Source organism: Paraliomyxa miuraensis, assembly GCF_026337845.1.
Lineage (GTDB): Bacteria > Myxococcota_A > Polyangia > Nannocystales > Nannocystaceae > Paraliomyxa > Paraliomyxa miuraensis.
The window spans coordinates 87757-100802 of record NZ_JAOVZF010000158.1; the positions used below are offsets into that span (position 1 = coordinate 87757).

General features: G+C 71.2%; 13 protein-coding genes. 7 read left to right on the plus strand and 6 right to left on the minus strand.

Features of this window, described 5'->3' with window-relative positions; all coding sequences use genetic code 11:
- Window positions 1–40: 40 nt before the first annotated feature.
- Complete coding sequence (locus tag OEB96_RS29655) at window positions 41–1015, plus strand: tetratricopeptide repeat protein (protein WP_266220151.1); 975 nt, start codon at window positions 41–43, stop codon at window positions 1013–1015.
- 2 nt (window positions 1016–1017) lie between these two features.
- The gene (locus OEB96_RS29660) at window positions 1018–2004 is read left to right on the plus strand and encodes a hypothetical protein (protein WP_266220152.1); all 987 of its coding nucleotides are present in this window, start codon (window positions 1018–1020) and stop codon (window positions 2002–2004) included.
- Here the strand turns inward: OEB96_RS29660 and OEB96_RS29665 are convergent, their stop codons facing one another.
- Together OEB96_RS29665 and xseB are read right to left on the minus strand one after the other, a co-directional pair.
- Window positions 2005–2859 (minus strand): polyprenyl synthetase family protein, encoded by an 855-nt coding sequence (locus tag OEB96_RS29665; protein ID WP_266220153.1) that lies wholly within the window; start codon window positions 2857–2859, stop codon window positions 2005–2007.
- A complete protein-coding gene (gene xseB, locus OEB96_RS29670) occupies window positions 2859–3146 on the minus strand; it encodes an exodeoxyribonuclease VII small subunit (RefSeq protein ID WP_407674695.1) in 288 nt (95 codons plus the stop codon). The genes OEB96_RS29665 and xseB overlap by 1 nt, the downstream gene beginning before the upstream one ends.
- Before the next feature lie 107 nt (window positions 3147–3253).
- Between xseB and OEB96_RS29675 the strand changes: the two genes are divergently transcribed.
- Both OEB96_RS29675 and OEB96_RS29680 read left to right on the plus strand, forming a co-directional pair.
- Window positions 3254–3769, plus strand: coding sequence for a Fur family transcriptional regulator (locus OEB96_RS29675; protein WP_266220154.1), 516 nt, complete (start codon window positions 3254–3256; stop codon window positions 3767–3769).
- Between the two features lie 83 nt (window positions 3770–3852).
- Window positions 3853–4035 carry a hypothetical protein gene (locus OEB96_RS29680; protein WP_266220155.1) on the plus strand — a complete coding sequence of 61 codons (183 nt, stop codon included), beginning with the start codon at window positions 3853–3855 and terminating at the stop codon, window positions 4033–4035.
- Window positions 4036–4069: 34 nt separating this feature from the next.
- Here the strand turns inward: OEB96_RS29680 and OEB96_RS29685 are convergent, their stop codons facing one another.
- Both OEB96_RS29685 and OEB96_RS29690 read right to left on the minus strand, forming a co-directional pair.
- Window positions 4070–5215 (minus strand): hypothetical protein, encoded by a 1146-nt coding sequence (locus OEB96_RS29685; protein WP_266220156.1) that lies wholly within the window; start codon window positions 5213–5215, stop codon window positions 4070–4072.
- 171 nt (window positions 5216–5386) lie between these two features.
- A complete protein-coding gene (locus OEB96_RS29690; RefSeq protein ID WP_266220157.1) occupies window positions 5387–6223 on the minus strand; it encodes a hypothetical protein in 837 nt (278 codons plus the stop codon).
- Between the two features lie 164 nt (window positions 6224–6387).
- On the opposite strand from OEB96_RS29690, the gene OEB96_RS29695 reads away from it, so the two are divergent.
- Both OEB96_RS29695 and OEB96_RS29700 read left to right on the plus strand, forming a co-directional pair.
- Entirely contained in the window at window positions 6388–7929 is a 1542-nt protein-coding gene (locus OEB96_RS29695; RefSeq protein WP_266220158.1) for a sensor histidine kinase, read from the plus strand.
- Window positions 7930–8000: 71 nt separating this feature from the next.
- On the plus strand, window positions 8001–8339 hold the full coding sequence (locus OEB96_RS29700) for a hypothetical protein (RefSeq protein WP_266220159.1): 339 nt from the start codon (window positions 8001–8003) through the stop codon (window positions 8337–8339).
- Window positions 8340–8361: 22 nt separating this feature from the next.
- Here the strand turns inward: OEB96_RS29700 and OEB96_RS29705 are convergent, their stop codons facing one another.
- Window positions 8362–10611: a ChaN family lipoprotein gene (locus OEB96_RS29705; protein WP_266220160.1), complete on the minus strand. Its 2250-nt coding sequence runs from the start codon at window positions 10609–10611 to the stop codon at window positions 8362–8364.
- A 32-nt stretch (window positions 10612–10643) separates the two neighbouring features.
- The gene (gene ybaK / locus OEB96_RS29710) at window positions 10644–11135 is read right to left on the minus strand and encodes a Cys-tRNA(Pro) deacylase (protein ID WP_266220161.1); all 492 of its coding nucleotides are present in this window, start codon (window positions 11133–11135) and stop codon (window positions 10644–10646) included.
- A gap of 195 nt (window positions 11136–11330) precedes the next feature.
- Here ybaK and OEB96_RS29715 point away from each other — a divergent pair, with 195 nt between their 5' ends.
- Entirely contained in the window at window positions 11331–12986 is a 1656-nt protein-coding gene (locus tag OEB96_RS29715) for a GDSL-type esterase/lipase family protein (RefSeq protein ID WP_266220162.1), read from the plus strand.
- The last annotated feature ends 60 nt before the right edge of the window (window positions 12987–13046 follow it).

Here is a 13046-nt window from a genome sequence, read left to right on the forward strand (position 1 = left end):
ATGATGGGGGGTCGAGCGTATCATCGGCTGGCTCGTTGCCATGACGAACCCCTCGTACGACCGTCGTGGCCCTGCCTTCGACCCCATGGCGATGCTCCCGCGGCTGCTCCGCGGCCGCACCGTGGGCGTGGCGATGGCAGGGGCCCTGGTGCTCGCACCGCTACCCGTGCATGCGGGCCCCGAGGCCACGCCGCCGCCCGAGGACGCCACGCCGCCCGAAGGCGAGCCTTCGCCCGACGACCCGGTGCAGCGCGCCATGGAGGCCTATCGGAGCGGCACCGACAACTACAACAACGCCCGGTACGAAGAGGCCCTGGCCGACTTTCGGGAGGCGGCCAGCCTCTACGCCTCGCCGGACTTCCAGTACAACATCGGGCTCTGCTACGAGAAGCTCGAGAAGTACGAGGAGGCGATCGGTGCATTCACGGCCTACTTGAGGGCCAAGCCCAGCGCCGAGGATCGGCCCAACGTGGAGAACCGCATCGAGCAGCTGAAGGTCCAGCGCGACCGCAAGCAGCGCGAGGACGAGGAGGCGCGCGAGGCCGAGAAGGCCCGTGCCGCCGAAGAGGCCCGCGCCGCCGAAGAGGCCCGCGCCGCAGCAGCACGGGCGAAGGAGCCGCCGGTCGTGATCGAGACGGGACCGCCGCCGGGCCGCGCGTTGATCCTCGGCGGCTCGGCCCTGGCGGGGGTCGGCGGGGTGCTGGCGCTCGGAGGTGGCATCGCGCTGGGTGTGCTGGCCCGGCAGCGCAGCCTGGACGTCGAGCGCGCCCAGACCGAGGGCAACCCCGACGAGCTGTCGTTCGCGGAGCTGCAGCAGCTCGAGGACGAGGGCAAGCGCTTCGAGGGCATCCAGGTCGGGCTGGTGGCGGCAGGGGCGGTGGTCGGAGTCACCGGCGCCGTGCTGCTGGCCCTGGGCCTGCGCAAGCGCAGCGCGGCCATGAATGGGGACGGTAGCGCGGCTCGAGCCCGATTGCTCCCCTCAGCCACGGGCGTGGTGCTCACGGGGAGGTTCTAGCGATGCGCACGCACGACACGAATCATCGGACGGCGTCGCAGCGACTGACCGTGGGGCTGCTGCTGCTGTGCGGGGGGTGCTACACGGCCGAGCTCGATCCCGAGCTCACCGGCCTGTTCGCCTGCGACGAGGATGACGACGAGGCCTCTACGCCGTGCCCCTCGGGGCAGACCTGCGTCAACCATCGCTGCGAGAACGCCGACGCGCTGCCCTCGCTGACGGTGCTCGCCCCCGAGGACGAGGAGAGCCTGGTCGAGAACGTGTCGGACGTGCTCATGGGCATGCCGCAGGGGCCCGCGATCGACGTGATCCTGTCGTTCCAGGGCTCGCTCGAGCTCAGCAGCCCGGGCGAGGATCACGAGTTCGGCGAGGGCCACGTGGTCGTGTACGTCGACGGTGACGAGCGTCTCGTCATCGACTCGGGGGACATTGGCGCAACGATGGCAGTGGAGGTACAGGTGCCCCCCGTCGCAGGTGCGCACCGCTTCGTCCTGCAGGCCGTTCGCAACGACGGCCTCCCCTATGACAACCCCGAAGCCACCGCGACCCGGCTGTTCTGGCTGGAGAGCCCGGTCACCCGCCGCCCGTTCGTGGCCGTCAAGTCGCCCTGGCCGGGCACGACGTTCGGACCCGAGGATCAGACCATCGAGGTCGAGCTCGCCACGCTCAACTTCGATCTGGTCGATCCCAGCAACACCAAGGTCGAGGGCCAGGGGCACGCCCACATCCACTACGACGAGGGCTTTCCGATGTGCCTGCAGAACCCGGCCTGCGACGGAGGCTACATCGGGATCATCGGTCAGTCGCGAACGACCGAGGTCACGCTGCCGCCGTCGGGGGCGCAGGCGGCCGAGCTGACGGCCGTCCTTCGCCACATCGATCACAGCGCCTACGGGCTCCCGTTCGACTGCGATCCCACGGTCCCCGGCCCGCTGGACCTGTGCATGCCGGTGTTCGAGACGATCGAGATCCTCCGCGTGGAGGACTGATCAGTCGGCGATCGTCCCGGCCATCGCCTTGCTGGCGCGGTCGCCCACCCACTGTGCGATGCCTCGCAGGGGATCGGCCGCCGCGCCCAGGCCCGAGGTGAGCTCGGTGCACTCGGCGACCAGCTCGTCCACGCGGCGCAGCGCCTGCTCGCGCAGCGCGGGCTGATCACCGTCGAGCACGTCGTCGGCGTGCTGGAACGCGATGCCAAAGGCCAGGCCGAAGCGGCGCATGCGAGCCACGAGCGCATCGTCGGCTCCACCGAGCAGCGCCCCCATGGCCCCGGACGCCTGGTACAGGCCGCCGGTCTTGAGCGCATGCAGCCGCTCGAGCCGCTCGAGCTCGCGGATGTCCTGTCCGTCGTGCAGATCGATGGCCTGGCCGCCCACCATGCCGTCGATGCCCGAGCGGGTGGCCAGCTCGAGCGAGGCCTCGAACGGCCGCCCCGGACCCCCGCGCGCCCCCGCGAACGCCCCGAATGCGAGCGTGAGCAGGGCGTCGCCGGTGAGCACGGCCGCCGCCTCGCCGAAGGCCACGTGCACGGTGGGACGGCCGCGTCGCTCTGCGTCGTCGTCCATCGCCGGCATGTCGTCGTGGACCAGCGAGTACGCGTGGACCAGCTCCACCGCACATGCGGCGGGCATGGCGTGCGCCGCGGTGCCCCCCACCGCTTCGCAGGCCGCGATCGTCAGCAGCGGTCGCATGCGCTTGCCCCCCTCGAGCACCGCGTAGCGCATGGCCTCGCGCAAGCGCAGAGGGTCTTCGCCGCCCGCGGGCATCGCCAGGAGTTCGTCGAGCGCACGGTCCACCAGGGTCCGGCGCTCCTCGAAGTACGCCATCAAGTCGGTCTCGTTCATCAGGATTCCTCGCCAGAAAACGGGACGGCCTCGTCACGATCGGCCAGCAGCTGCTCCACGCGCTCTTCGACCGCATCGAGCAGCGTGCTGCCCCGGCGGGCCAGCTCGACCCCGTGCTCGAAGCGCCGCAGCGCATCCTCGAGGGGGAGATCGCCTGCCTCGAGCTCGTGCACGACGGCCTCGAGCCCGTCGAGGATCTCGTCGATGCCCATGGCTTCCTCGCCGTGGACTCCGGCCTTCTTGGCGTCGGTCGATTGCCCCGACGAGCCCTTCTTCGTTCGCGCCACGAGCGGCGGGAGTATAGGGGGGGCCTCACACCCCGGCAAACGTCGACCCCTGGCTCGGCCGCTCCCCGCTTGCGGGGATCTCATCCCCGGGATACGGTGCTCGCCCGATGACTCCGCATGTGCGGGAAGAGGGCGACGTCGAGGGTCTGATGGGCCAGTTCCGGTCGTACCTCACCAAGAAGGGCCTCAAGTCGACCCGTCAGCGCGACATCATCGCCGAGAGGTTCTTCTCTCACACCGGACACGTGAGCATCGAGGAGCTGCTCGGGCTTGCCCGCCAGGACCATCCGCGCATCGGCTACGCCACCGTCTACCGCACGCTCAAGCTGCTCACCGAGTGCGGCTTGGCCGCAGAGCGTCGCTTTGGCGAGGGGCAGACCATGTACGAGGCGGCGGGTGATCTGGAGCACCACGATCACCTGATCTGCGTGGAGTGTGGTCACGTGCTCGAGTTCCACAACGAGGACATCGAGCGCGAGCAGGAGCGCGTGGCCCGGAGCTTCGGCTTCACCGTGATCCGCCACCGCCACGAGCTCTATGGACTGTGCCCGCGCGCGCGCGGGATCAAGGGTGGCTCGTGCCCGGGCGACGAGGCCCGCGCCGCCCATCACGGAACGAGCTAGGGGAAGCGAGCCACCGGCGCCGCACCGCGCCGTGGTTTGGCGTCGTGGTCGATGGCCGTGGCCGTGCGTATGATTGCGACGGCATGAGCCCGCTGCTGCAGGAGCTCTTCGCGTACGCCGCGGTGGCGCTGGCGGGAGGGTGGCTGCTGGTGCGCTGGCGCCGAGGACGGCGCTCCGCGCCGGCCTGCGAGCGCTGCGGGTCCAAGGCGCTCGCCACCCCGCCGAAACGCGGGGTGCGACCGCGATCGCTGCGGGTGCTCCGTTAGGCGTAGGCGTCGTGGTGGCCGAGGCCGAGCGTGCTCACGATCCGTGCGATCGCGTGAACGGCTTGGCCATGACCCAGGTGCTGCGCTGGAACCAGAGCTCGGCCGTCTGCACCGTCTCTCCCTGAGCCTTCGGGTCGGGCTGGCCGCTGGCGGCAGGGGCCCGCTCGGTGAAGCGCAGCACCGATGGGATGTAGACGTAGCCGCACTCCTCGGAGTGCTGGTTGCAGGTGAGCGGACTGCCCTCGGGAGCCAGCAAGGAACGACCGGTGATGCTGCCGTCGAGATCCACGTGCCCGTGAAACCACGTGGACTTGGCCTTGCCCACGAAGTAGGTGCCCGTGACCTCGAAGCCATCGACCTCGACCTGCAGGTAGGGGCGATCGGCCCCGGAAGCACCATCCTCGTAGTAGCGACCGCCGTGAGCCTTGGCGACCTCCTTGGCCACCGCGGTGCGCAACGTGCCGAGCGACGCGGCGAGCGACTCGAGCTGGGCCGCCGCGGCCTCCCCCGCGCTCTTGGCCGCCCTCTCCGAGCGCAGCACGGACGCGTTGTCGAGCGCGAGCCGAAGCTTGGCGACGTCGAGCACGGCCAGGCGAAGCTGCTTGGCATAGGCCTTCGCCGACTTGCCCACCGAGGAATCGTGCGCGAGCCGAGCGGCGTCGGTCAGGCGAGGCATGTGCTCGTCGAGCGCCGCATCGAGTGCGGCGAGCTTGACCTCGGCGTCGGCCAGGGCCTGGCGCGCCGCGGAGTCTCCGAACTTCTGACCGGTGCCAAAGCGACCCGCGGGCACCGCTCCCAGCTCGCAGGTCTCGCAGATCGGCGGGCTGGGATCGGTGTAGCGCTCGTCGATGGGCACCTCGAAGAAGCGGGCATACTGTCGGGCGAACCCGAGCTGCCGCTCGCGGGCGGCAATGACCCCGTCGTGGGAGTCGGCGGTGACGAACCCCCACGGGGTGCCGCCTTCCTGCCACGCGATCGTCCAGCGCCGACACGACAGCATGCCCACGTCTTGGGTGGGAGCGCGGCGCGAGCCGTCGCAGGCTTCCACGAGCGCATGGGGGCTGCCCGTGGATGCCGGCGCTTCGGCGACAGAGCCCGGGGGTGAGGGAGGAAGGACCCGCGACGACGCCTCGGCAGGTGGCGTGGCCTTGGGCGGCTCGGCGTGGACCGTGGTCCCCACCAGGAGCCCGAGCGTCGAGATCGATGCCAGTCGAAGAAGAATGGGAGCACCTCGCGCGGGCAATCCTAGCCGCTACGGCTCCGCTCGCCAGCCCTTGGAGCATGCCTCGGTCGAACCGGCACGAGGCTCGTGAGCCCAGCCGAGTTCGCAGAATGCGCGGGTGGGGCGGCCTCAGAACCACACGCGCGTGCCCACGGTGGGGCCGTGCAGCACCACGTCGCCGACGCGGCGGCCTTCGTAGCCGCCGAACACCTCGAAGCGGCGGATCATCACGCCCGTGGTGGCCCGCATCATCACGGCGGGGGCGGCTCCCAGGCGCCCGAAGTCCACCCGTCCGCGCAGGACCACCGGACGCGCGGGCAAGACGGTGATCCGCGCGGTGCCGTTGACTCCAGCGGTATCGACGCGTTCCTCGCCCACCCCGACGCGCCCGTCGATCATGAAGCTGGCTCCAACTCCGCCGTAGACCTGGCACCGCGGCAGCAGCAGCACCGCGATCAGGGCGTTGGCGCTGCCCAGCGAGAGCGCATCGAGCGGGCGAAGCTCGAGGTGCGGCGACAGATCGAAGGCCAACCCGAAGCGGCGATGGACCAGCTCGAAGTCGGCCCCGGCACGCCCCAGCGCCGGGCTGTACGCCGCACCATCGAGGGTGAAGGTCCCCGAGAGGCGCTGCCCGCTCGGCGATTCGTCCTCGGGATCGATGATCCGCACGAACCCGCGTTCCCCATCGGCATAGGGATAGCGGGTGTAGAGCCGCCAGATGGTCTCTTGATAGGCCTCGATCATGGCCTCGCCGAGGGCGCCTGACCAGACGCCCGAGGAGCCGCTTTCCGAGGAGTCCGAGGAGTCCGAGGCGCTGCCCGAGGAGCCGCCCGAGCCACCGCCTCCACTGCTGCTGCCCTGCGTCTCGGACCGCATGTCGCCGAGCTTCCCGGCCCACGCGATCGGGCACGGACCCAGCGCGAGCCCGCCCACGAGCATCGACATCAGCACCGCACGATGGATCACGGGTCACCGCCTTGCACGATCGGCGCCACCGCGATTCTGGACGTCCGAGGGCAAAACGGGGCCGCTCGGTGTTGCCCGGAGCCCACACCGGCCAGACGAGGTGAGGCTCGAATGCCACGCCCTCGCGTTCGACCGCGCCCTCGGTTTCGAGGCAAGCTCACGGCATGGCAGGCAGGCCGAGATCGCTGCGGCTCGAGCTCATCGCCACCCTCACCGTGGTGGTGATGATGGCCGTGGTCTCGCTCTCGCTCACGGGCGAGCTGCTCGGGCGCTGGCGCCACGAGGCCCAGCAAGACGCGCTCCTGGCCGAGCACACCCGCAGCCTGGGCGCGATCGTGGCACCGCTGCTCGATCCCGGCGCGCTCGGAGGGCTGCAGGGCGGCCCGGTCGAGCAGGTGCTGCGCCCCAGCGTGGGCAGCATGGGCATCGAGGCGATCGAGATCCATCGCATCGATCACGCCCGTGCTCGCCACGACGTGCTGGTCTCGGTCGGCCTCCCGCCACCGCTGCCCGCCCCGCGCCCCGACGCCAGCAGCCAACCGGTCGCACTCGACGACGGGCTTCGGATCGTGGACCAGGGCCTGCGGGTCTTCGGACCCGAGCGCGGGCGCGTGGCGCTGATCCTGCGCGTGGTGGCTCGCCCCTCGCCGTGGTCACGCCTGGGCGACTTTCGCACCACGTTCTTGCTCGCCGGCGGCGTCGGCTTGGTCCTGGTGGTGCTCGGCGGCGTGCTGCTGGAAGCCCAGGCCCTGCGACCGCTGCGAGCGGTTCGCAGCGCGGCCGACGAGGTGGCCGGGGGCCGGCTCGACGTCGAGGTGCCCGCGCAGGGGCCCTCCGAGCTGTCGGCCCTCGCCGACGCGTTCAACCGCATGACCGCCTCGCTGCGCGATCAGATCGAGCAGAACGTGGCGCAGCGCGAGTCGCTGGTGCGCGCCGAGCAGCTGGCCTCGGTGGGCCGGCTGTCGGCCGGCGTGGCCCACGAGGTCGGCAATCCGCTCGCCGCAGTGCTGGGCTACGTCGAGCTGCTGCTCGATGCACGCTCCGAGCCGGCCTCGAGCGCCGAGCAGCGCGCGCTGCTCGAGCGCTGCCGCACGCAGCTCGAGCGCATCCAGAGCATCGTGGGGCAGCTGCTCGACTACAGCCGTCCTGCCGAGGGTCGGGCCCAGGCGGTCGTGGTCCACGAGGCGATCGAGCGCCTGCTGTCGCTGCTGCGTCACGACCCTCGGTGCCGCGACGTGGTGCTCCGACTCTCGGGAGACCGCACCGCCGAGGCGCTGGCCGACCCCGCGCATCTCGATCAGGTCGTACAGAACCTGGTCGTCAACGCCTGCCGGGCCGCGAGCGCCGAGCCGTCCGCCACCGAGCCCATGGTCGAGCTGCGCATCGACGGTGACACCGAGCCCGACGCGATTGCCATCGAGGTGCAGGACACCGGACCTGGCGTTCCCGATGAGATCCGCCCGCGTCTGTTCGAGCCATTCGTCACCACCGCCCGAGCCGGCGAAGGTACGGGGCTGGGCCTGGCGATCTCCCGCGGCCTGGTCGAAGGGATGCACGGACACCTGTCGTGCCTGGATTCGGGCGCCAGGCCGCCCCTACGGCCCGAGTCCTCGCCTGGCGCCGTGTTTCGGGTCATCCTACCGCGTGCGGGATCGCGCACGGAGAATGCCGAGCCCCAGGCCGCCGTCGAAGGCCCCCACCGCTAGCCGGGCCACCGCGCCCATCGCCCGCAACGGGATCCGAATCGCCACGAAGAGACTCATCCGAGGAATCACTCATGCGACCCAGCCTCGCCCTCGTCACCGTCCTGTCCGTCAGCCTGCTCTCGGGCTGCGCCTCTGCTTACAAGTCGTTCTATCGAGAGACCGATCACCAGACCAAGCCCAAGCCGGTGGCGGCCGAGCAGGTCAAGGTGGTCAAGTCGGCCGACGATCTGAAGACCGAGTGGTCCGAGCTCGGTACGTATCGCGGCCACGCCCCCACGGTGAAGGAGGCGATGAACGCGGCCCAGGTGGCCTGCGGCAAGGCCGGCGCCGACTTCTTCATCCTGTACACCGAGCCCTACGAAGCCCACGGCGTGTGGAAGGTCGACGGGCGCTGCGCGCTCGCCAAGTGATGCGAAACGGCCAGCCGAGCGCTCAGTCGGCCTCTGCCAGCACCTCCACCACCCGCTGCCCCATCCCGGGTAGCCACTGCAGGTCGAGCCCCTCCGCGAGGGGCTCGACCGCATCGATGTAGCCCAGCATGCGGCCGCCGGTGGCACACAGCTCGGCCGGCACCACGAGCACATCGGTGCGCCCCTTGTCGCGCAGCTCGTCGAGCACGACGCGCAACGCCGCGTCATCGCCCTCTTGCACCGCGCGATACGGGGTCTTGAACCCGCCCTGGGTCGCCTCGTGCTTGGTCAGCGCATCGGTCCACCGCGACAGCGCCCCCTTGCCGGCCGCACGGGGAACCAGCACCACCACCGCGCCACCGAAGACATCGGGCGAGCGCGGCAGGCCCTCGCCCTCCCCCATCAATCCCAGCAGCAGGTCGGTCTGCGCAGCAGCCCCCGCATCGAAGTCGAGCACGCGCGCGCTCGCGGGAACGGCGGCGTCGCCGAGCACGAGCCGCGCATCGTGGCCACGGCGTCGGAGCATCCCGGCATAGAGCGCGCCCCACTGCTGCGAGAGCATCGACGGCTCTCGCACGCGCACCGCCAGCGGTCGACCCGGCTCGGCCATGGGTGCGGCGGGATCGGGGACCGCCGCCGGGCCGGCCATCTCGGGCTCGGCCGCCAATCCAAGGACACGGCGCACGGCATCGTCGCGCCCGCGCCCGACAGCCGGAGCCACGCTCACGCTCGGCCGCAGGCCCGCCCCTTCCAACCCCGCCCGGGTGCCATCATCGAGCGTTCCGAGCACCTCGACTCGGTGCACGGCCGACCGACGCTCGGGGATCGAGGCCGAGCGCAGCGCCCGAGGCAGGTCGGGCTCGATCGCCAGCACGGCGACCCCGTCCCATTCGTCGCCGTACTGGGCCGACCACAGCGCCAGGGTGCCTCCTGCCCCTTCTCCCGCCACCAGCACCGGCTCGCCGCGCACGGGCAGGCGACGACGCGCATACTCGAGGATCCGCCCCACCCCGCCCGACGCCCGGCTCAGGTCCTCGTCGAGGGTGCGCGGCCAGGACCAGCGCTCCACCTGCCAGCCACCCCGCGCGGTGGCCAGGTGCGGCGGCTCGACCACGAGCACCGCCGCCTCCTGCCCCAGGGCCATGCGCCAGCGCAGCATGGAATCGTCGGCCCGGGTCTCGTCGTCCGCCAGCCACACCAGCAGCGGCCAACCTTCCGCCGGGACCGGGCCCGGTGGCAGGTGCAGCTGGTAGCCCAGCATGGTGGGCATCACCACCTCGAGCCGATCGCCCGAGGGCCCGCTGGCCTGGGCCTGGGCGTAGATCACGAAGTCGGCCCGCTCGGGCGCCGGCTCGACCCGCGCCAGGTCGAACGTGGGCTCCACGGTGAGGGTCATCAGGTCGACCTGCGGCTCCCGCTTGCGAACCTGGGCCACCGTGCCGTCGTGCCGCTCGATGTGGAACGCCCCCACCACGTGCAGCACCACGTGCTCGGGGTGCGCTCGTCGAGCCGACACGATCGCATCGGCCATCGTGTTGTCCCACAGGTTCTGCACCGCATACGTCCGATCGCCAGCTCGTGGCGGGCCGTGCCCACGGATGGCTCGATCCACGCGGGCCCAGTAGGCCTCGCTGGCGGGGAACACCTGCTCGGGGAGCCAGTCGGGATGCGCCTCGCGGGCCTCCACATAGCCCTCGGGGCCCGACGCCGCCCGGCGCATCACCGCGCGCGGCATGTTGGCGGCCACGACCGGCAGACCCCGTGCCCGTGCCGTCTCGACCAGCGGCCGGTAGTCGGTGACGTAGTTGCCCCATGGATGCGACTGCGACATCAGCGTGGCCTCGTCGATCTCCTTGGCGAGGTAGCGGTCGAGCACTCCTTGCACGTCGCGCTCGAACATCTCCATCGAGAGCACCACGCGATCGTCACGCCGTCGGGCCAGCCCCTCGAGCACCGCATGCTCGACTCCGTGCGTGACATCGTCGAGGTGCGTCTCTCCGAGCAGCACCACCTCGCGCTCGGCCAGCTCGTCGAGCATCGACGACAGCGAGCGCTCATGGCCTCGAGCGTCGAAGATGCGGATCTGATGCTCGAGCACGCCGACCCCCGGCTCGGGCCCGACGACCTCGGACGTCGAGGGACACGGGCCGGCGTCGACGGGCGGCGTCGACTCGTCCCCGCCACGCCGACACCCCCCGCCTCCCAGGCAAAGGGCCATGCCGATCAGCACGAGAGCAACGCGACCATGGGCGAGGACGAAGGGCGAGCGCACCGCCGCGTCTTACCCGACCCCGCGGTCTCCCGTCAGCCCCGTGCCGTCGCCACGTCGACCGGCACCGGCTCGAGCACTCGCACGAGCTCGGACGGCGCCATCGAGACCAGGAAGCCCCGCTTGCCTCCGTTGACGTAGAGCACGGGAAGCTCGGCGATGCTGGCTTGCATGTAGATCGGCATCGCCCGCCGCAGACCGAACGGCGACGTACCGCCCACCTGATAGCCGCTGTGCCGGTCGGCCACCGGCGGCTCGCACGGCACGATCGACTTGACGCCGAGCCGACGGGCGAGGGCCTTGGTGGAGACCTCCTGGTCACCATGCATCAACACCACCAGCGGGCGCCCGGCGTCGTCTTGCATCACCAGCGTCTTGATCACCTGGTGCTCGTCCACGCCGAGGCTGGCCGCGCTGTGACGCGTGCCGCCGCGAGGCTCGTAGTCGTAGAGGTGCGGGGTGTGCTCGACCCGGTGCTGCCGCAGCACCCGAACCGCCGCCGTGACCGGGGTCTTGTCCTTCGACACGGCACGTGAGCATGCTCCAGGAACCTCGGCACGAGAACGAGGCCGAGAGCGTGGCGCCGACCCGCGCGCCTTCGACGCACGCCGCGTGGGGTCCGCAGCCGTCGCGGAGATCGGGCCAATGCGGCTCGTGGCCGGTCAAGCGCCGAGAATTTGACCGCTCGCGAGGCTCGACCAACGATGGAAGGGATGGCGAGGATGCAACGGCTGGGAACTGGCCTCTTGGGTCTGTGGGTCGCGGCCTGCTCTTGTTCCCAGGCGCCGGCGCCGGCCGAAGGGCCAGCCCCGGTCCCCCCCGAGCCCGCGCCCGTGGAGATCACGACGGCCGAGCCCCCTGCGCCCGAACCACCGCCGCTGCCCGCCGGCCCCATCGTCACGTCGCAGAGCGCCCGTGCCCATGACCTCGCCCAGCAGCGCATGATCGGCGACGAGCGGCTTCCCGCGCTCGAGCGGGTTCCGGAGATCTTGCCGCCCGCGCCGGCGATCGTGCGCGTGGGCGCGTCGGCCGTGGGCCCCGACTCCCTCGGTGAGCCCGCTGAGTCCATGGCCGACGACCCTCCCGCGGCGACCGATCCCGCTGCGACCTCGGACGAGTTCTCCGCCGAGCCCATGCCCGGCTGGTTCGTCCCCCTCACCGAGCCCCACGAGGGTGACGCCCTCGCCTCGTTCCACGCCGCCCTCCGGGCCCTGGCCGAGGGGCGCGACCCCGACGGCAAGGTGCGCGTGGCCATGTATGGCGCCTCGGGCACCGCCGCCGACATCTCCGTCGGCTACCTGCGCACCTATCTACAGGCCCGCTTCGGCGACGGGGGTCCGGGCTTCGTGCCGCTGGTTCCGCTCACCAAGTGGTATCGCCACAACGAGCTCGCCGTGAAGTCCTCCAAGGGGTGGACCAAGGAGCACGCCCAGATCCGCAAGGGTCGCCTCGATGGCCACTACGGCCTGCTCGGCGCCTCGTTCTACGCCACGGCACCCAAGCGCTGGACCGAGGTCGGTCCCAAGAAGGGCTCGACCTCCGGCCAGGGCATCGCCGAGGTGGAGCTGTTCTACCTGCGCCAGCCGGGCGGTGGCTCGTTCCAGGTGCGCGTGGACGATGGCCCCCCCGAGTCGGTGAGCACGGCCGCCGATGCCATCGAGCCGGGCTATCACACGCTCTCGATGCCGCCCGGACCGCACTCCGTACGCATCGAGACGGTCGACGAGGCCGAGGTTCGCGTGTTCGGGGTGGTGCTCGAGCGACGCGAGCCCGGGGTGGTGGTCGACGTGCTGGGCATCGACGGCACGCGGGGCACCAATCACCTCACCTGGAACGAGGCGCTGTGGGCCGACAACCTCCGCCGCCGAGCCCCCGACCTCTATACGCTCTCGTACGGGACCAACGAGTCGGTCGACGAGGCGCTGTCGATCCCGCTCTACGCCGAGGATCTGCGCGAGCAGCTGCGGCGATTCCGACGCGCGCTGCCGCAGGCCAGCTGCGTGCTCCTCGGCCCCGTCGACTTCCCGATCCGCAAGGATGGCCAGCTGCTGCCGCGCCCCGTGCTCCGCGAGATCATCGAGGTCCAGCGCCAGGTCGCCGCCGAAGAAGGCTGCGGATTCTGGGACGGCGTGGTCTTCATGGGGGGCGAGCTGTCGATGGAGCGCTGGGTCAGCACCGATCCTCCGCTGGCACGCAACGACTACCTGCACTTCCACCGTCGAGGTGGCGTCCGCAAGGGCATGGCCCTGGCCGACGCGCTGATGTACCGCTTCGACGCCCAGCCGTTGCCGTTGCTAGAGCTAGAGACCGAGGATGACGTGGTGCTGGCCGGAGGCCCCACGGACGCGTTGCCCTCGACCGTGCCCACGCAACCTTGATGAATGCGCCGGCCCCAGGCCGGGCCCCACTGGGCGCCCGCGCGCGAATCCGGCCGCGGC